Annotated in this window: 15 protein-coding genes; 6 read left to right on the plus strand and 9 right to left on the minus strand. The window is 70.7% G+C overall.

Going from position 1 to position 17,135, the window contains the following annotated elements; genetic code table 11:
* Nucleotides 1-1,304 (plus strand): alpha/beta fold hydrolase (locus tag NON19_RS24125; RefSeq protein WP_255931154.1); only part of this gene is annotated, 1,304 nt, incomplete at its 5' end.
* A gap of 50 nt (nucleotides 1,305-1,354) precedes the next feature.
* Here NON19_RS24125 and NON19_RS24130 read toward each other — a convergent pair.
* Nucleotides 1,355-2,632 (minus strand): DUF4192 domain-containing protein, encoded by a 1,278-nt coding sequence (locus tag NON19_RS24130; RefSeq protein WP_255931155.1) that lies wholly within the window; start codon nucleotides 2,630-2,632, stop codon nucleotides 1,355-1,357.
* Between the two features lie 166 nt (nucleotides 2,633-2,798).
* Here NON19_RS24130 and NON19_RS24135 point away from each other — a divergent pair, with 166 nt between their 5' ends.
* Both NON19_RS24135 and NON19_RS24140 read left to right on the plus strand, forming a co-directional pair.
* On the plus strand, nucleotides 2,799-4,970 hold the full coding sequence (locus NON19_RS24135; protein ID WP_255931156.1) for a RecQ family ATP-dependent DNA helicase: 2,172 nt from the start codon (nucleotides 2,799-2,801) through the stop codon (nucleotides 4,968-4,970).
* A gap of 195 nt (nucleotides 4,971-5,165) precedes the next feature.
* The gene (locus tag NON19_RS24140; RefSeq protein WP_255931157.1) at nucleotides 5,166-5,759 is read left to right on the plus strand and encodes a hypothetical protein; all 594 of its coding nucleotides are present in this window, start codon (nucleotides 5,166-5,168) and stop codon (nucleotides 5,757-5,759) included.
* A 41-nt stretch (nucleotides 5,760-5,800) separates the two neighbouring features.
* Here the strand turns inward: NON19_RS24140 and NON19_RS24145 are convergent, their stop codons facing one another.
* From NON19_RS24145 to NON19_RS24155, 3 genes are all read right to left on the minus strand, one after another.
* The gene (locus NON19_RS24145) at nucleotides 5,801-6,409 is read right to left on the minus strand and encodes a hypothetical protein (protein ID WP_255931158.1); all 609 of its coding nucleotides are present in this window, start codon (nucleotides 6,407-6,409) and stop codon (nucleotides 5,801-5,803) included.
* Nucleotides 6,410-6,456: 47 nt separating this feature from the next.
* Nucleotides 6,457-7,152 carry a ribonuclease HII gene (rnhB, locus tag NON19_RS24150; RefSeq protein WP_255931159.1) on the minus strand — a complete coding sequence of 232 codons (696 nt, stop codon included), beginning with the start codon at nucleotides 7,150-7,152 and terminating at the stop codon, nucleotides 6,457-6,459.
* Nucleotides 7,153-7,353: 201 nt separating this feature from the next.
* A complete protein-coding gene (locus NON19_RS24155; protein WP_255931161.1) occupies nucleotides 7,354-8,259 on the minus strand; it encodes an ADP-ribosylglycohydrolase family protein in 906 nt (301 codons plus the stop codon).
* Between the two features lie 163 nt (nucleotides 8,260-8,422).
* On the opposite strand from NON19_RS24155, the gene NON19_RS24160 reads away from it, so the two are divergent.
* Entirely contained in the window at nucleotides 8,423-9,049 is a 627-nt protein-coding gene (locus NON19_RS24160) for a TetR/AcrR family transcriptional regulator (protein WP_255931162.1), read from the plus strand.
* Here the strand turns inward: NON19_RS24160 and NON19_RS24165 are convergent.
* From NON19_RS24165 to NON19_RS24175, 3 genes are all read right to left on the minus strand, one after another.
* Entirely contained in the window at nucleotides 9,022-9,831 is an 810-nt protein-coding gene (locus NON19_RS24165; protein WP_255931164.1) for an SDR family oxidoreductase, read from the minus strand. The two genes, NON19_RS24160 and NON19_RS24165, sit on opposite strands and share 28 nt — an antisense overlap.
* Before the next feature lie 122 nt (nucleotides 9,832-9,953).
* Nucleotides 9,954-10,919: an RNA polymerase sigma-70 factor gene (locus NON19_RS24170; RefSeq protein WP_255931165.1), complete on the minus strand. Its 966-nt coding sequence runs from the start codon at nucleotides 10,917-10,919 to the stop codon at nucleotides 9,954-9,956.
* Complete coding sequence (locus tag NON19_RS24175; RefSeq protein WP_255931166.1) at nucleotides 10,907-11,512, minus strand: DUF4937 domain-containing protein; 606 nt, start codon at nucleotides 11,510-11,512, stop codon at nucleotides 10,907-10,909. Before NON19_RS24175 ends, NON19_RS24170 begins: the two co-directional genes overlap by 13 nt.
* Before the next feature lie 98 nt (nucleotides 11,513-11,610).
* Between NON19_RS24175 and NON19_RS24180 the strand changes: the two genes are divergently transcribed.
* Nucleotides 11,611-12,015, plus strand: coding sequence for a VOC family protein (locus NON19_RS24180; RefSeq protein ID WP_255931167.1), 405 nt, complete (start codon nucleotides 11,611-11,613; stop codon nucleotides 12,013-12,015).
* A gap of 60 nt (nucleotides 12,016-12,075) precedes the next feature.
* On the opposite strand, the gene NON19_RS24185 is transcribed toward NON19_RS24180, so the two are convergent.
* Together NON19_RS24185 and nrdR are read right to left on the minus strand one after the other, a co-directional pair.
* Nucleotides 12,076-14,988 carry a vitamin B12-dependent ribonucleotide reductase gene (locus tag NON19_RS24185; RefSeq protein ID WP_255931168.1) on the minus strand — a complete coding sequence of 971 codons (2,913 nt, stop codon included), beginning with the start codon at nucleotides 14,986-14,988 and terminating at the stop codon, nucleotides 12,076-12,078.
* Nucleotides 14,989-15,188: 200 nt separating this feature from the next.
* Complete coding sequence (gene nrdR, locus NON19_RS24190) at nucleotides 15,189-15,785, minus strand: transcriptional regulator NrdR (RefSeq protein WP_255931169.1); 597 nt, start codon at nucleotides 15,783-15,785, stop codon at nucleotides 15,189-15,191.
* Nucleotides 15,786-16,335: 550 nt separating this feature from the next.
* On the opposite strand from nrdR, the gene lexA reads away from it, so the two are divergent.
* Complete coding sequence (lexA, locus tag NON19_RS24195; RefSeq protein ID WP_255931170.1) at nucleotides 16,336-17,106, plus strand: transcriptional repressor LexA; 771 nt, start codon at nucleotides 16,336-16,338, stop codon at nucleotides 17,104-17,106.
* The last annotated feature ends 29 nt before the right edge of the window (nucleotides 17,107-17,135 follow it).

Here is a 17,135-nt window from a genome sequence, read left to right on the forward strand (position 1 = left end):
TCCTTCGCCAGCCCGGCGCTGTGCTCACCGACCACACCTTCAGCGTTCCGCTGGACCATTCCCGGCCCGACGGGGAGCGGATCGAGATCTATGCCCGTGAGGTGGTGGCGGTGGGCCGGGAGCGCGAGCCGCTGCCCTGGCTGCTGTTCCTGCAGGGCGGGCCGGGCGGGCGCTCTCCCCGCCCGATGGGCCGGGACGGTTGGCTGACCCGGGCGCTCGACGACTACCGGGTGCTGCTACTGGACCAGCGGGGCACCGGTCGATCCACCCCGGCGAACCGGCAGACCTTGCCGAGTCGTGGCGACGCCGCCGCGCAGGCCGAGTATCTGGCACACTTCCGTGCCGATGCCATCGTGGCCGACTGCGAACTGATCCGCCGTCAACTGCTGGGTGAGGATACCCAGTGGTCGGTGCTCGGGCAGAGCTTCGGTGGCTTCTGCACGCTGACGTATTTGTCGTTCGCCCCACAGGGTGTGCGGGAGGCGTTCATCACCGGCGGGCTCGCCGGGCTGCGTTCCAGCGCCCGGGACGTCTACCGCGCCGCGTACCCGCGTGTGGAGCGCAAGAACCGGCGGCACTACGAGCGTTATCCGCAGGACGCCGAGATCGCCCACGCGGTGGTTCGCCATCTGCGCGACCGCCAGGTGCGGTTGCCCGGCGGAGGTGTGTTGACGCCAGCGGCCTTCCAGTCGTTGGGGATCATGCTCGGGACGGGTAACGGATCGCACGCGCTGCACTACCTGTTGGAGGACGCTTTCGTTCCGGGAGTGGGTGATCCCGCGCTCTCCGACTCCTTCCTGTCCGAGGTGCAGGGGCATCTGTCGTTCGCGGCCAATCCGCTCTATGCGGTGCTGCACGAGTCGATCTACGGCCAGCGGTCGGTCTCCGGCCAGTGCACGGGCTGGGCGGCGGAGGCGGTCCGCGCGGAGTTCCCGCAGTTCGACGCCGACAAGGCGCTGTCGGGTGCTGACCCCCTGCTGTTCACCGGGGAGATGATCTATCCTTGGATGTTCTCTACCGATCCCGCCCTTGAACCGCTGTGGGAGGCGGCGCAACTCCTCGCGTTGCGTGAGGACTGGCCGGATCTGTACGACACCGAGCAGCTCGCGCGCAACGAGGTGCCTGTGGTGGCCGCCATCTACCACGACGACATGTACGTCGACACCGCCGATTCGTTGGAGACCGCCGCCGCGGTCAAGGGGTTGCGCACCTGGGTCACGGACGAGTACGAGCATGACGGGCTGCGGGTGAGCAGCGGTCGGGTGTTGGATCGGTTGATCCGCCTGGCGCGGGGCGAGCTGTAAGGGGGATCCGGCTGCGCCGTCGCGGGGCACGGTGTGTTCTTGGGGTGCGCTCAGCATCGTCGTCCGTCTCCCTTCCTGGTTCGGGCCGGGCGGTGCGCTCGGCCGCGGCTGCCTGGGTGGTTGGCGGGGATGGTGTCGGTGGCCGGGCGTTTTTGGGGGCCGCTGGTCGGCCGCGGCTTGGTGGTGCCGCGTGACAGGCGCTTTCGGCGTTCCTGGCGTAGGCACTGGCGCAGTGGTTCCGGGTCCAGGCCGTGGTTGCAGGCCCGGTGCAGCAGTTGGGCGAAGGTGTATTCGGGGTCGGCGTCCAGGGCGCGGTCGAAGGCGACGCGGGCGGCGGGTTCGTCCCCGACGGACCAGCAGACCCAGCCGGCAAGGGTGAGCGGCGCGGCGGAGTGGTCGGTGTAGGCGCCGACGCAGCGGCGTGCCAGTGCGCGCCACAGTCGTAGGGCGGGGGCGGCGTCTTGGCCTTCCATCCACTCGGCTGCCTGGTCGCGGGTGTCGCGGTCCTGGAGGCCGAGGATGATCGCGGCTGCCTCGGCGTCGCCGAGCAGGTTGTCGTCGTGGGCGTCGCCCGCGGTGTCGTCGGAGGTGGGCCGAGTGGTGCGGAAGCGGTGGAGGGCGGCTTCGGCGAGGGCGAGTGTCTCGTGTCGGACGGTGCGGATGTCTCCGTCGCGGAGCATGCGGGGTACGAGTTCGGCGCAGGCCTGGTCGAGGGCGGTTTCCTGGGGGGCGGCTCGGGGTGGGCCGAGTGGTGCGTAGCGGGCCTGCATTTCTTTCAGTGAGCCGCGTACTTGGATACCGGCGTAGGCCGCGGCGGCAGCCATGACGGAGGTGCCGTCTTGTGGGATGGGTGTTCCTTCGGGTGGGCAGCAGCCGATGTCGGGGCAGCAGTAGGACCACCATCGGCCGTCGCTGACGCAGAGGGCTTCCATGACTGGTACGTCGAGGGCGCCGCACGCGGTGCGTAGGTGTTGGGCGAGTGGTCGTAGCCGTTCCATGGTTTGTTGGGGGCGTTCGCCGGGGTGCGGGTCCTGGCAGAGGAAGACGGCGATGCCGTCGGGGCGGCCGGGGCGACCGGCTTCGGCGATCAGGCAGTCGGCGAGTTGGGCTGCGATGTGGTGCCATTCGGCGGGGTCGGAGGGGATGCCGACGCGTAGTCGTCCGCCGAAGCGGCCGCGGGTTCCGTGCAGGGTGACCATGACGATGCTGTCGTCGGGGTGGAAGCCGAGGAGGAAGGGCAGTGCCTCGGCCAGGTCGGCGGGGCCTCGCAGGGTGACCCGTGGTTCGCGGGGCGGGTGGGATGGTGAGGATTCGGTGTTGTGTGTCATGGGGCGAAGATCTCGCGGGGTGCCGCTGGTCCGCCAGCCCTGTGGATAACTCCGCGAATTCGTCCGATGAGCTGCTGGAAAAGTGGTGACCGGTTCGGGGGACGGGTTGTCCACAGGTTCTGGCCGGGGTTCGCGCGTTGTCGGTGGCATCGGGTTGCATGGGGGCATGAGCGAGAACCTGCGTACCGCGGCTGATGCCGTGCTCGGCCGTCTCGTCGGTGACGCCACCGGCTCCGCGCGGCTGCGTGAGGACCAGTGGCGGGCGATCGAAGCGCTGGTCGCGCAGCGGCGTAGAGCCCTGGTGGTCCAGCGCACCGGCTGGGGCAAGTCGGCGGTCTATTTCGTGGCCACGGCGCTGCTGCGGGAGCGTGGCAGCGGGCCGACGGTGATCGTCTCGCCGCTGCTCGCGCTCATGCGCAACCAGATCGAGGCGGCCGAGCGGGCGGGCATCCGGGCCCGTACGATCAATTCGGCTAACACCGAGGAGTGGGACGCCGTGCAGGCCGAGGTGGCCGCTGGCATGGTGGACGTGCTGCTGGTGAGCCCGGAGCGGTTGAGCAATCCGGACTTCCGGGATGACGTGTTGCCCAAGCTTGCCGCGACCACCGGTTTGCTGGTGGTGGACGAGGCGCACTGTATTTCCGACTGGGGTCATGACTTCCGGCCTGACTACCGCAGGTTGCGGACGATGCTGGCCGAACTGCCGCCTGGTACGCCGGTTTTGGCGACCACGGCCACGGCGAACGCCCGGGTGACCGCCGATGTGGCCGAGCAGTTGGGTACCGGGGGGCTGCCGGACCGGGATGAGGGCGCGTTGGTGCTGCGCGGTCCGCTGGATCGGGAGAGCCTGGCGCTGGCGGTGCTTGAACTTCCTGATGCCGCACACCGGTTGGCCTGGCTCGCCGATAATCTTCAGGCGCTGCCTGGTTCGGGGATCATCTACACGTTGGCGGTCGCGGCGGCGGAGGAGGTTGCCGCGTTCCTGCGGCAGCGCGGTTACCGCGTCGCCTCCTATTCGGGGAAGACGGAGGACGCTGATCGGCGCACCGCGGAGGCTGATCTGCTGGCCAACCGGGTCAAGGCCTTGGTGGCCACCTCGGCGTTGGGCATGGGTTTCGACAAGCAGGATCTGGGTTTCGTGGTGCATGTCGGTTCTCCGTCCTCGCCGATCGCCTACTACCAGCAGGTGGGGCGTGCGGGTCGCGGTGTGGACCACGCGGAGGTGCTGTTGCTGCCGGGCCGTGAGGACGAGGCGATCTGGCGGTATTTCGCCTCGCTGGCGTTTCCCGGTGAGGAGCAGGTGCGCCGCACTCTTCAAGTGCTCGCCGATGCGGACCGGCCGGTGTCTCTTCCGGCGCTGGAGGCCCGGGTCGATCTTCGCCGCTCGCGGTTGGAGACCATGTTGAAGGTGCTGGATGTGGACGGTGCGGTGCGCCGGGTGCGCGGCGGGTGGACGGCGACCGGGCAGCGGTGGATGTATGACGCCGAGCGGTATGCGTGGGTTGCCCGGCAGCGGGAGGCCGAGCAGCAGGCGATGCGTGACTACGCGGCCACCACGGGCTGCCGGATGGAGTATCTGAGGCGGCAGCTGGACGATGAGGCGGCTGAGCCGTGTGGCCGGTGTGACAACTGTGCCGGTGCCCGGTTCACCGGTGGTGTCTCCGCTGAGGCGCTGGACGCCGCCCGGGCCGCGCTGGGCAGGCCGGGTGTGCAGTTGGAGCCGCGCCGGATGTGGCCGACGGGGATGCCCGCGGTGGGTGTCGAGTTGAAGGGGCGGATTCCGGCCAGCGAACAGGCGTTGACCGGTCGGGCGCTCGGCAGGTTGTCGGACATCGGCTGGGGCAACCGGTTGCGGCCGATGTTCGCCGAGGGCGCGCTGGACGGTCCGGTGCCCGCGGACGCGGTGGACGCGGTGGTGCGGGTGCTTGCCGACTGGGCGAGGGGGCCTGGTGGTTGGGCGAGTGGTGATCCCGGGGCGCCGGCTCGTCCGGTCGGTGTGGTCACCGTGGACTCGCGTACGCGTCCGCAGCTGATCGAGTCGCTGGGGGCCCGGATCGCGGAGGTAGGGCGGATGCCGCTGCTGGGCCGTGTCCGCTACGCGGAGGGCCGGGTGCCGGAGCGCATACCGCGCAGCAACAGCGCCCAGCGGCTGCGGGTTCTGCACGGCGCGTTCGCCGTCTCGCCGGAACTGGCCGCCGAGTTGGCCCGCGCCGCCGGGCCGGTGTTGCTGGTGGATGACTTCTCGGACACCGGCTGGACGCTGGCGGTGGTGGCTCGGCTGCTGCTGCGGTCCGGCGCTCGGGGAGTGTTGCCGCTGGTCCTGGCCACGCAGGGGTGATCGCAAGTCCATTTCGAGGGTCCCGGCGGGATCAAACCGGCGGAGGGGTTCATTCCGGTCGGGTGGCGGCAATTGCTCGTTGCCGCATGTCCATACGGAAGGAAGAATTGGACCGGACCCCCGGCAGGCTCATCGAGCCCCACGACCGGCGTACGCCCGTGTCCAGTACCTGAGCGCGCGCACGAAGGGAGGACCATGGCTTTCGGCTTCGCCGCGGAAACCGGAGCCGACGCTGCCTCCCGGCTGAGTCGGATTCTGGGCCTCGAAGAGTGGGCGGAATGCGGGATACCGCTGTTGTCCAGACCTCGGGACGTCGTCAAGGACCTGTACGTCCGTCATCTTCCGTCGCCGTCGACGGTGGTGGTGGCGGTGTTCGCCCCGGATGGGCGGGCAGCGGCCAGTGCCTCGTTCAGCCAGCGCGCGGCCAGCGTCGACGGGTGGGAGCACCGCAACGCGATACTCGCCCATCTGCGCCGGGTCATCCCGCACGATCTGCGCCGTCGCGCCCCCGTACACACGGCGGTGCTGCTGGTGTGCAGGGACGGTGGGCCTGACTGGACCACGGCCGACGGGGCGTGGATGTGGGGCCTGCACGACGCCTGCACGCTGCACGGGCTGCGGTGCGGGGCGTACATCACGCTCACCCCGAGCGGCTGGCATGTACTGGGCGACGGGCGCAGTGGCCGTAGCCCGCACGCCGGTTCCTGGACGGAGCGCGCCGGAAGTCCGGCGGCACTCGGCTCAACCGACGCGGCGCCGCAGGCGGTTCGCCGCCAGGTGGCCCGCTGACCGCGGGCCGACCCCCCGTTCCTCGTGGCGCGAAGCGCCGGTCACAGCAGACTGCGCAGCCGCTCGGGGTCTCCGCAGACGACGAGCAGGGACTCCGCTCGGGCCATCGCGGCGGGCAGCGCCCGCGCCGACTCCTCGTCGGTGCCCCCGTTCACGGCGAGCACCACCACGGGCCGCTTCACGGCTCGTTCGGCGGTTGCACGCGCGTAGAAGACGTCGTCGGCCTCGTCCTGCTGGCGCCAGTAGGACTCCTCGCCGAACGACAGCTCGTGCTGCGCCCAGGGGTGGGTCTCACCGGTGGTCAGCACCAGGATGTCGGAGGGAGCGCGCCCGGAGTCCAGCAGGGTGTCGACCGCGTTGTCGGCCGCCTCGATGGCGGTGGCGTCGGTGGCCGGTACCAGTTGGATCTGCGCCGTGGCCTCGGCGGCTCGCGTGGCGGACGAACCCGCCGGGGCGGTCGTCCGGGCGGCACCGGGGTGTCCGGGCGACGGATGGTTGCGGGGCGCGCGCGGCGGCGCCGGGCGCGGGCCGGGTCGGGGACCGGGAACCGGGGCGGGGCGGGGGGCCTGCGGAGTACGGGTTCCCCCCGCTGCGGCGCGCGGGCCCGGGACACTCTCGTGAATCTGTGGCTCCTCGGGGAAGAGAGGCATGGTGAGTTGTCTATCAAATGCACTGGGCGGACACAGCATCGGGTGGGTCAGAAGTCGAAACCCAACTGCTCGGACCCGTCCGCCTCGTCGATAATGTTGCGGACCTTCTTCAGATGACGCCAGCGCGGCAACGAGTCAAGGTACGCCCACGACAGTCGGTGGTATGGGGTGGGCCCCCACTCCTGCAGTGCGGCACGGTGCACCGGCGAAGGGTACCCCGCATTCTCGGCGAACCCGAACGCGGCGTATTCCAGGCCGAGTTCGGCCATTTGCGCGTCGCGCCGCACTTTGGCGATCACCGAGGCGGCGGCAACCGGAACACAGGACTGATCACCCTTGATCACGGTACGCACCTGCCAGCTGTCGCCAAGGTAGTTGTGCTTGCCATCCAGGATGACGGCGTCGGGTACCACCGACAATCCTTCCAGTGCGCGTACGGCGGCGAGCCGCAACGCCTCGGTCATACCGAGCTCGTCGATCTCCTCGGATGAGGCGTGGCCGAGCGCGTGATCGGTGACCCAGTCGGCGAGTTGCCCGGCCATGGCGGTGCGCCGTTTGACGGTGAGCAGCTTGGAGTCGGTGAGTCCTTCCGGCGGCCGGCGCAGCCCGGTGACCACCGCGCACGCGGTGACCGGTCCCGCCCACGCACCGCGGCCGACCTCGTCGATCCCGGCGACGATCCGGACGCCGAGGGTGGCGCGCAGCGAGCGTTCGACGCTGTGGGTGGGTGGTTCGTACGGCATGGCAATGCCAAGCCTACGCCCCCTGTTCGAGCGGTGGACCGGCACCGTCCCCCCGCCGCACACCCCCGCCCCGCCAGCACCCGTTGCGGAACCGCCCGCCGGACGCGCCGAGCACACCGCGCCCTCAACTGGCCGACGACCCTCGACAGTTCAGGTCGGCGGCAAGCGGAACGGAAAGGCGAAGGACCGTACGGCGGACCGTCAGGGCCGCACCAGCCACTCGGGGAGCCGCTCGGTGCGGCGCTGCCACTCCTCGGGGGCGGCACCCGAGCGCCGGGCGGCCAGCACACCGCCGACGATGGCGCAGGTGGTGTCGACATCGCCGCCAGCGCGCGCCGTGGTCCACAGCGCCTGCTCGAAGTTGTCGAGGTGACGCGCCGCCGCCCACAGGGCGAACGGCACGGTGTCGTGCGCGCTGGTGCGCCGCCCGCACCCCAGCACGGCGGCGACGGTTCCCACGTCCGCGTAGTCGAGCATGTCGCGTGCGCGGCGCAGTCCGGCCTGCACGGCGCTGCGCGGCACCAGGTCGATCACGGCGCCGAGCAGTTCGGCCGGGTCCTTCGGCGGCTCGGGGGCGGCCACCAGTGCCGCGGCGGCGGCCACCGCCATCGTGCCGACCACCGCTTCACGGTGCTGGTGTGTGGTGTAGGCGGAGATCTCCGCCTGGTGGGTGGCCTGGACGGGGTCGTCGGCGTACCAGGCGCCGAGCGGTGCGATGCGCATGGCGGCCCCGTTGCCCCAGGAGCCCTGCCCGTTGAAGACGCCCGCCGCCAGCTCCCGCCAGTCGGCGCCCTCCTGCCGGATCAGCCGCAGCATGCGGTTCACCGTCGGACCGTAGCCGCGGTCGAAGTCGTGGTGCTCGGCGAAGGAGCGGGCCAGGTCGTCCTGGTCGATGCGGCCGTGCCGGACGAGGACGTTCAACACCGAGCAGGCCATCTCGGTGTCGTCGGTCCACTGCCATGGCCCGGGCGGCAACTGGCGGCTTTGCAGGGCGGGGTAGTTGGACGGCACGAAGAACTGCGAACCCAGCGCGTCACCGACGGACAGTCCGCGCAGGCTGGCGAGGGCCCGTTCGAAACGTTCGGGCAGTAGAGGGTCAACGGTCATGGCGACGGAAACTCTGACATCACCCCTGAACAGGGTCAATCACCGTGTGCGCAAACTCACCGGGCGCACGACCTGGGGCGCGCGCCCACCGTATGAGCCGCCACACCCGAACGACCACCGCGACCCCCCTAAAACGAGGCACGGTGTCCTGTAAAGTGGCGTCATGGCGGAGACGGCGGCGCGCGGCAGACCCCGCAGCGAGACGGCCCGGCGCGCGGTGCTGGACGCGGCGCTGCGGCTGTGCCAACGCGACGGCTACCAGGCGTTGACCATCAAGGGGATCGCGCACGCCGCGGGCGTGGGGCGGCAGACGGTCTACCGCTGGTGGCCGACGAAGGAGGCCGTGCTGCTCGAAGCGCTGCGCGACCTCGTCCACCGCCAAGGTGCCCGGCTCGCCCCGGACACCGGCGACACCCTGGCAGACGTACGCACGCTGCTGGATACCACGTTCCGGCTCGCACGGGAGCTGACCGGGCACGCGCTCGTCGGCCTGATGGCGCAGGCGCAGCACGACGGGCAGCTGTCCGCCCGGCTCCAGGGCACCGTGATCGGCCCGCGCCGGGCGGCGCTGCGCGATGTCCTGGCGCGGGGCGTGCGGCGCGGTGAACTCAGCGACGAGGAGGTCCCACTGGACCTCGCCGCCGACTTCGCCTTCGGCACGATGTGGTACCGGCTGATAAGCCAGCACGCCCCGGTCGACGACGACCTGGCCGCGAGGCTCAGCCTCGCGCTGTGGCGGCTGCTGAGCCCGGGCGGGCCGCATCAGGCGGAGCGCTGCGCTGCCCCGTAGCGGCGGTCGGTCAGCGGGGCGTGCGCCACGAAGTCCGCGAAGCGGCGCTGCCCCACGGCGTGCTCGGGGGCCAGCAGCCCGCCGTCGCGCACCGCCCTCGCCAGCTTGCCCGGCAGCGGCACCGACACCACCGGCCGACGGCGTCCGCGCGCCCGCAGGACCGCGTCCACCACCTCCGCCGCGCTCAGGACTTCCGGTCCCCCCATGTCCGGGACGCGTCCGGCGGCCTCGCCGACGGCGAGCTGGGCCACCTTGTCCGCGACCTCGCCCACGTCGACCGGCTGGAAGACCAGCCCGGGCGCGGCGAACGCCACGGGCAGCCGGGTCAGCTGCTGCGCCATCGCGAGCAGCAGGTCATGGAACTGGGTGGTCCGCTGCACCGTCCAGGGCAGTCCGCAGTCCTCCAGTTCCCGCTCCACCCGCCGCTTCGCCTGGTAGTAGCCGAACGGCACCCGGTCGACGCCGACGATCGACACATACAGCAGGTGCGGTGATCCGGCGGCCCGGGCGGCGGCGATGAGGTGCCGGGTGCCGATGATGTCGTTCTTCCAGTGCCGGGGGTCGCTCGCGCAGTGCACCACCGCGCCCACCCCGTCCAAGGCCGCGTCCAGCCCGCTGCCGCTGGTCAGGTCGCCCACCGCCCACTGCGCCCGCCGCGGCACCGTGGCGGGCCGCTCGGCGCGCCGGCTGAGCACCCGCACCCGCCGCCCGTCGGCCACCAGCCGCCGTACCACCGCGGCCCCGAGCACACCGGTACCGCCGGTCACCAAAACCGTGTCCATCGCCGTCCCTTCCCTCCGTGTGGGCCGGGACCACCCGCGAGGACCGGTCGGCCGCCCGCGGATCTCCCGGCAGAGATCTCACGGAACAGACCGCGCAGCCCGCCGGAATGTGACACCGCGGGTCAGGCGGCGGTGCGCTCGGCCCACTGCCGGCCGAAGAACTCCAGCTTGCGGGGATTGAGCACGTTGCGCAGCCCGACGATGCCCTGCCGGCTGAACTCCGGCACCAGCACGCCCAGCACCTTGGACCTCAGCAGCGCGACCAGCGCGGGCTCGCCGTTCACCTCGGCGATCTCCACCCGAAGGCCCGGCGGCGACTTGACCACCAGCCCGGCGACCAGCCGCGCCACCTTCGACGGGCCGAGCACCGGCCGCCTGGCCGCCGACACCGTGCCGCCGCCGTCCGCCCAGGACACCACGTCCTGCGCCAGGAGCTCCTCAAGACCGGCCAGGTCACCGTCCGCGGCGGCTCGCAGGAACTCCTCGACCATCCGTCGCCGCTGCTCCAGGGGCGCGTCGAAGCGGGCCTGCGGCCCGCCCACCCGGTTGCGGGCGCGGCGCAGCAACTGGCGGCAGTTGTCCTCGGACAGCTCCAGCACCTCGGCGATCCGCGCGTGCGGGTAACCGAACGCCTCACGGAGCACGAAGACCGCGCGCTCCGCCGCGGTCAGCCGTTCCAGCAGCACCAGCAGCGCGAAGGACACCGACTCGCGCCGCTCCACGCTCTCCAGCGGTCCCAGCGCGCCGTCCGCGGTCAGCACCGGTTCCGGCAGCCACGGGCCGACGTACCGCTCACGGCGCAGCCGTGCCGAATCCAGCACGTTCAGGCACAAGTTGACCACCGTCTTGACCAACCACGCGCCGGGAGCGGCCACTTGACCGCGGTCAGCGCCCTGCCAGCGCAGATAGGCGTCCTGCACCACGTCCTCGGCCTCCGCGGCCGAGCCCAGCATCCGGTAGGCCACCGCGAACAGCCGCGAGCGCTCCCGCTCGAAGACGGCGGCCGGATCCGCCACCGCCGCCGAACGGCACGAGCGCCCGGCGCCCGGCGAAACCGTCTGAACCGGGGAGGAGTTCACACCGTCCACGCCTGCACCACGTCGATGATGTCACCCGCCACCGACACCAGGTCGGCGTCCAACTCCGCCCGCTGCTCCAGCCTGCCGACCGCGGCGGGGCGGTACTTGCCGCGCTCGGTGGAGGAGTCCCACATCGACAGCACCAGGAACTCGCTTCCCGCGCCCTCCGCGAAGACGCCCCTGAGCATCCCCGGCGACCCGGCCATCGCCGGGTTCCACACCTTCTCCTGCATCGTCATGAAGTGCTCCACCTGCTCGGGACGCACCCGAAGGTGTGCGACGCGCACCAGGTCCGCGTCCCGGAACTGGGCGCGGAACCCCACCTTCACCTCCTGACGCTGCTCGAACAGGCGCACATCGGCGCGGTCGTAGGTGCCCGCCTGGGCCGCGGCTATGGAGTCGTGCGGTCCGGCCATGAACATGTCGTAGAACCGGCGGTTCTCCCAGAAGCAGAAGACATGCGCCTCATTCGGGCGGCCGCGCCCCCACCCACCGCCCTGCCCCCGGAACCCCGGCTCGCCCAGCAACCCCGACCACTCACGCTGCCCGCGCTCGAACCCCTCTCGGTCCAGCACGCGGCAGCGACTCCACTTCACCAGCACCGCGCCATCTTAGGGCCGCGCGGTGCCTGCCCCGCGCCCGCGGTGGAGCCCGTCACCCGGTCAACTCCCCTTGTGGGCACGGCCGTACGATCAGGCGCATGGACGCTTTGTACCCACGCCTGCTGGTCCGTGACTTCGACTCCGCGACCCGGTTCTGGTCCGCGGCACTGCGCGACCTGCTCGCGGTGGAGCCGGTGAAGGTGCTGCCCGAACACGGGTACGCGAACTGGGACGTGGACGGTCAGGCGGTGCTCGTACTGTACTCGCGCGAGGCGATCGCCCGTACCGTCGGCACCGAGGCGCTCCCGTCGCACGCGCCCGGGCAGGACACCGCGATGCTGGTGCTGAGGGTCGACGACGTGGAGGAGGCCGCGCGCAAGCTCGCCGCGCACGGCGCCATGGTCGTGGTGGAGCCGCGCGACCGCCCGGAGTGGGGCGCCAACCTGCGCACCGCGCATCTGCGCGACCCGGAGGGCAACCTCATCGAACTCCAGTCGTACTGACCGGCGCGGCACGGAGGCGGGGCGTGAACCGATCGGTCCACGCCCCGCCTCATGCCCGGCTCAGCTGCAGCCGCTGGTCGAGCCGCAGCCCTCGCACACGTAGCAGCTGCCCGCGCGGCGCATCTTGGTGCCGCAGGAGAAGCACAGCGGTGCGTCGGCGTTCAGGCCCTGCTGGATCTCCAGCAGCTCGGTGGAGTTGTGCGCCGCCTTCGGCGCCGGTGCCGTGGCAGCGGGCGCCTGCTTGGGCGGGTCGACCTGGCGAGGCGCCGACTGGGCCAGGCCCTCGACGTCCATGTCCTCGCCCTCCGGCTCGTAGGAGCCGGTGTCCAGGTGCCGCTGGCGCTCCTCGGCGGAGTGGATGCCGAGCGCGGAGCGGGTCTCGAACGGCAGGAAGTCCAGCGCCAGGCGGCGGAAGATGTAGTCGACGATCGACTGCGCCATCCGCACGTCAGGGTCGTCGGTCAGACCGGCGGGCTCGAAGCGCATGTTGGTGAACTTCGAGACGTAGGTCTCCAGCGGCACCCCGTACTGCAGGCCCACCGAGACGGCGATGGAGAAGGCGTCCATCATGCCCGCGAGGGTCGAGCCCTGCTTGGACATCTTCAAGAAGACCTCGCCGAGACCGTCGTCCGGGTAGGAGTTGGCGGTCATGTAGCCCTCGGCGCCGCCCACCGTGAACGAGGTGGTCAGGCCCGGACGGCCCTTCGGCAGCCGCTTGCGGACCGGGCGGTACTCGACCACCCTCTCCACCTCGGCCGGGGCGGCGGCCTGCTCGGCCTTCTTCTCCTCTTCCTTCTTCTTCGCCGAGAGCGGCTGGCCCACCTTGCAGTTGTCGCGGTAGATGGCCAGCGCCTTCAGGCCCATCTTCCAGCCCTCGAAGTAGATCTCCTCGATCTCCTCGACGGTGGCCGACTCCGGCATGTTCACGGTCTTGGAGATGGCGCCGGACAAGAACGGCTGCGCGGCCGCCATCATCCGTACGTGGCCCATCGGGGAGATGGCCCGCTCGCCCATCGCGCAGTCGAAGACCTCGTAGTGCTGGGGCTTCAGGCCCGGGGCGTCGATGACGTTGCCGTGCTCGGCGATGTGCGCGACGATCGCCTCGACCTGCTCCGGCTGGTAGCCGAGCCGCTTGAGCGCCTTGGGCACGGTGTTGTTCACGATCTGCATCGAGCCGCCGCCGACCAGCTTCTTGAACTTCACCAGCGCCAGGTCCGGCTCGACACCGGTGGTGTCGCAGTCCATCATCAGGCCGATGGTGCCGGTGGGGGCCAGCACGCTCGCCTGGGCGTTGCGGAAACCGTTCTTCTCGCCGAGCCGGAGCACGTCCTGCCAGGCCTCGGTGGCCGCGGCCCACACCGGGGTGTCCAGGTCGTCCATGCGCGTGGCGGCGGCGTTGGCGTCCGAGTGCTGCTTCATGACGCGCTTGTGGGCGTCGGCGTTGCGGGCGTAGCCGTCGTACGGGCCGACGACCGCGGCCAGTTCGGCGGAGCGCCGGTAGGAGGTGCCGGTCATCAGCGAGGTGATGGCACCGGCGAGCGCCCGGCCGCCGTCGCTGTCGTAGGCGTGGCCGGTGGCCATCAGCAGGGCGCCCAGGTTGGCGTAGCCGATGCCCAGCTGGCGGAAGGCGCGGGTGGTCTCGCCGATCTTCTGGGTGGGGAAGTCGGCGAAGCAGATGGAGATGTCCATCGCGGTGATGACCAGCTCGACCACCTTGGCGAACCGCTCGGCGTCGAAGCTCTGGTTGCCCTGGTCGTCGTCGCGCAGGAACTTCATCAGGTTCAACGAGGCCAGGTTGCACGAGGAGTTGTCCAGGTGCATGTACTCGCTGCACGGGTTGGAGGCGGTGATCCGGCCCGACTCCGGCGAGGTGTGCCAGTGGTTGATGGTGTCGTCGTACTGGATGCCGGGGTCGGCGCAGGCCCAGGCGGCCTCGGCCATCTTGCGGAACAGGCTCTTGGCGTCGACCTCCTCGATGACCTCGCCGGTCAGCCGGGCGCGCAGACCGAACTTCTCGCCCTTCTCGACCGCCCGCATGAACTCGTCGTTCACCCGGACCGAGTTGTTGGCGTTCTGGTACTGGACGGAGGTGATGTCCTCGCCGCCGAGGTCCATGTCGAAGCCCGCGTCGCGCAGCGCGCGGATCTTCTCCTCCTCCTTCACCTTGGTCTCGATGAAGGCCTCGACGTCGGGGTGGTCCACGTCCAGGACGACCATCTTGGCCGCGCGGCGGGTCGCGCCACCGGACTTGATCGTTCCTGCCGAGGCGTCGGCGCCGCGCATGAAGGACACCGGGCCGGAGGCGTTGCCGCCGGAGGAGAGCAGTTCCTTGGAGGAGCGGATGCGGGAGAGGTTCAGGCCGGCTCCAGAGCCGCCCTTGAAGATCATCCCCTCTTCCTTGTACCAGTCGAGGATCGAGTCCATCGAGTCGTCGACGGACAGGATGAAGCAGGCGGACACCTGCTGCGGCTGGGCGGTGCCGACGTTGAACCACACCGGGGAGTTGAAGCTGAAGACCTGGTGCAGCAGGGCGTAGGCCAGTTCGTGCTCGAAGATCTCGGCGTCCGCGTCGGAGGCGAAGTAGCCGTGCTCCTCGCCCGCGGCCCGGTAGGTCTTCACCACGCGGTCGATGAGCTGCTTGAGGCTGTTCTCACGGCTGGCGGAGCCGACGGCGCCACGGAAGTACTTGCTGGTGACGATGTTGACCGCGTTCACCGACCAGAAGTCGGGGAACTCCACGCCGCGCTGCTCGAAGTTGACCGAGCCGTCGCGCCAGTTGGTCATGACGACGTCGCGGCGCTCCCAGACCACCTCGTCGTACGGGTGCGTGCCGGGAGTGGTGTGGATGCGCTCGATCCGCAGGCCCTTGCCGGGCTTGGCGGTCCTGGTGGTCTTCACTGCCTTCCCGGCCTTCTCAGCGTTTCCGTCCTTGGAGCGAGAGCTACGTGCCGAGCCGCTCGTCGTCTCTGTCATGCCGCCTCCCTATACGGGCAAAACGCCCTGAAGTGCCACGGTTCTTCCCGCCGCACGGTGTTGTCTGCCGCCTCGGCGCCCGTGGCACCGGACGAAGTCTGTGTCCTGCTGTGTGTCGCGGTTCGCGGGATGCCGCGCCGCGTGGCCCCGTGGGGGCAGGGCCGCGGGCGCCCGATGGGGGCGCGCCGGGCCGCCCGGCCTCAGGGCGAGGCCGGGCCGGATGGGACGGGGACGGCCGCGCCCCCGTCGGTGCCGCGGGGGTCCGCCGACCGCGGGGCGCGGGCTTCCCCATGCCGCTGACCTGGGCTGTCGGCCGATGGCCGGGTGGCGCAGGGGGACGCGGCGGCCCCGCCGCCGCCAGCCCGCAGCTCGTTGATGGCCGCCTCGAAGTCCTCGAGCGAGTCGAAGGCCCGGTAGACCGAGGCGAACCGCAAGTAGGCGACGAGGTCGAGGTCCTGGAGCGGGCCGAGTATCGCCAGTCCCACGTCATGGGTGGACAGTTCGGCGCTGCCGGTGGCCCGGACCGCTTCCTCGACGCGTTGCCCGAGCTGGGCCAGCGCGTCCTCGGTGACCGGGCGGCCCTGGCAGGCCTTGCGCACCCCGGCGATGACCTTGTCCCGACTGAAGGGCTCGGTCACCCCGCTGCGCTTGATCACCATCAGGGACGCCGTCTCGACCGTGGTGAACCGCCGACCGCAGTCGGGGCACTGGCGGCGCCGCCGGATCGAGGTTCCGTCGTCGGTGGTGCGGCTGTCGACCACGCGGCTGTCTGGGTGCCTGCAGAAGGGGCAGTGCATGTCCTCTCCCTCCTCACCCTGATGTCCGCGCGCGGACGGCCGTCGCGCGGTATGGAATAACACGCTGCGCACGGCCTGTTGGGCCCCGCGAAGCAGCCTCAAGCATAGGCGATCCCCGGAGTCCTGCAGACCGCGGGAACCACAACTTGTGGGTAGCCACCCCACATCAAACCACTAGATCTGGTACCAGAGGCCGAGGTGCCGTACTCGCGTGTCGCGGCGGCGCGGCGCAGCCCGAGCCTACGTGAGGCCCGGGTACGGTGTGCGGGCGGCCTCGGGGGTCACGCTGGGTGCCACACGGACGACGGTGGGGTACGGCGCGGGCCTTCGGGAGGGCGAGCCGGAAGATGTGCGGTACCTGAGACGTGCGGTACCTGAGACGGTCTGATTCGGGCGGCCGACGCCGTCGAGACGGGAATTTCCGGCCTATACACCCGATAACTTGATCACGACAGGTGAATCATAAATTTTCACTCGAACGTGTGTTTGGCGCAACCTTTCGAAAGCAACTACCGTTGTCTCACTAGGGAGAACACAGAGAGGGGCCGCCGTGACCACGACCGCAGACAGCGCGACCATCAGCGCCCAGGACCGCTCCCAGGACCGGCTTGATCCGATGAACGCGATGAACGACGACACCGCGAAGCCAGGACGCTCGCTGCCCGGCCGTCCGCCGGGCATCCGTGCCGACAGCTCTGGGCTCACCGACCGGCAGCGCCGGGTCATCGAGGTCATCCGGGATTCGGTACAGCGCCGAGGCTACCCCCCGTCGATGCGGGAGATCGGTCAGGCCGTCGGGCTGTCCAGCACGTCCTCGGTGGCCCACCAGCTGATGGCGCTGGAGCGCAAGGGGTTCCTACGGCGCGATCCGCACCGCCCCCGCGCCTACGAGGTGCGCGGTTCCGACGCCCCGCACTCGCAGCCCACGGACACCACCGGCAAGCCGTCGGCATCCTACGTGCCGCTGGTCGGCCGGATCGCGGCTGGTGGGCCGATCCTGGCCGAGGAGTCGGTGGAGGACGTCTTCCCGCTCCCCCGCCAACTGGTCGGCGACGGCGAGCTGTTCGTCCTCAAGGTGGTCGGTGACTCGATGATCGAGGCGGCCATCTGTGACGGCGACTGGGTCACCGTGCGCCGCCAACCCGTCGCCGAGAACGGGGACATCGTGGCCGCGATGCTGGACGGAGAGGCCACCGTCAAGCGCTTCAAGCGGGAGAACGGGCATGTGTGGCTGCTGCCGCACAACGCCGCCTACCAGCCGATCCCCGGTGACGAGGCGACCATCCTCGGCAAGGTGGTGGCCGTACTGCGCCGGGTGTGAACGCCCCGCCCGAACGCCGCCGCAGGATG

Source organism: Streptantibioticus rubrisoli (genome assembly GCF_024436055.1).
GTDB lineage: Bacteria > Actinomycetota > Actinomycetes > Streptomycetales > Streptomycetaceae > Streptantibioticus_A > Streptantibioticus_A rubrisoli.

What these genes read in the sequence shown, in the direction of transcription:
- NON19_RS24165 (WP_255931164.1), bottom strand. Translation starts at nt 9,831, where the DNA reads ATGGACACGGTTTTGGTGACCGGCGGTACCGGTGTGCTCGGGGCCGCG.
- NON19_RS24155 (WP_255931161.1), bottom strand. Translation starts at nt 8,259, where the DNA reads ATGACCGTTGACCCTCTACTGCCCGAACGTTTCGAACGGGCCCTCGCC.
- rnhB (WP_255931159.1), bottom strand. Translation starts at nt 7,152, where the DNA reads ATGCCGTACGAACCACCCACCCACAGCGTCGAACGCTCGCTGCGCGCC.
- NON19_RS24180 (WP_255931167.1), top strand. Translation starts at nt 11,611, where the DNA reads ATGGACGCTTTGTACCCACGCCTGCTGGTCCGTGACTTCGACTCCGCG.
- NON19_RS24130 (WP_255931155.1), bottom strand. Translation starts at nt 2,632, where the DNA reads ATGACACACAACACCGAATCCTCACCATCCCACCCGCCCCGCGAACCA.
- NON19_RS24135 (WP_255931156.1), top strand. Translation starts at nt 2,799, where the DNA reads ATGAGCGAGAACCTGCGTACCGCGGCTGATGCCGTGCTCGGCCGTCTC.
- nrdR (WP_255931169.1), bottom strand. Translation starts at nt 15,785, where the DNA reads ATGCACTGCCCCTTCTGCAGGCACCCAGACAGCCGCGTGGTCGACAGC.
- NON19_RS24145 (WP_255931158.1), bottom strand. Translation starts at nt 6,409, where the DNA reads ATGCCTCTCTTCCCCGAGGAGCCACAGATTCACGAGAGTGTCCCGGGC.
- NON19_RS24185 (WP_255931168.1), bottom strand. Translation starts at nt 14,988, where the DNA reads ATGACAGAGACGACGAGCGGCTCGGCACGTAGCTCTCGCTCCAAGGAC.
- NON19_RS24140 (WP_255931157.1), top strand. Translation starts at nt 5,166, where the DNA reads ATGGCTTTCGGCTTCGCCGCGGAAACCGGAGCCGACGCTGCCTCCCGG.
- NON19_RS24160 (WP_255931162.1), top strand. Translation starts at nt 8,423, where the DNA reads ATGGCGGAGACGGCGGCGCGCGGCAGACCCCGCAGCGAGACGGCCCGG.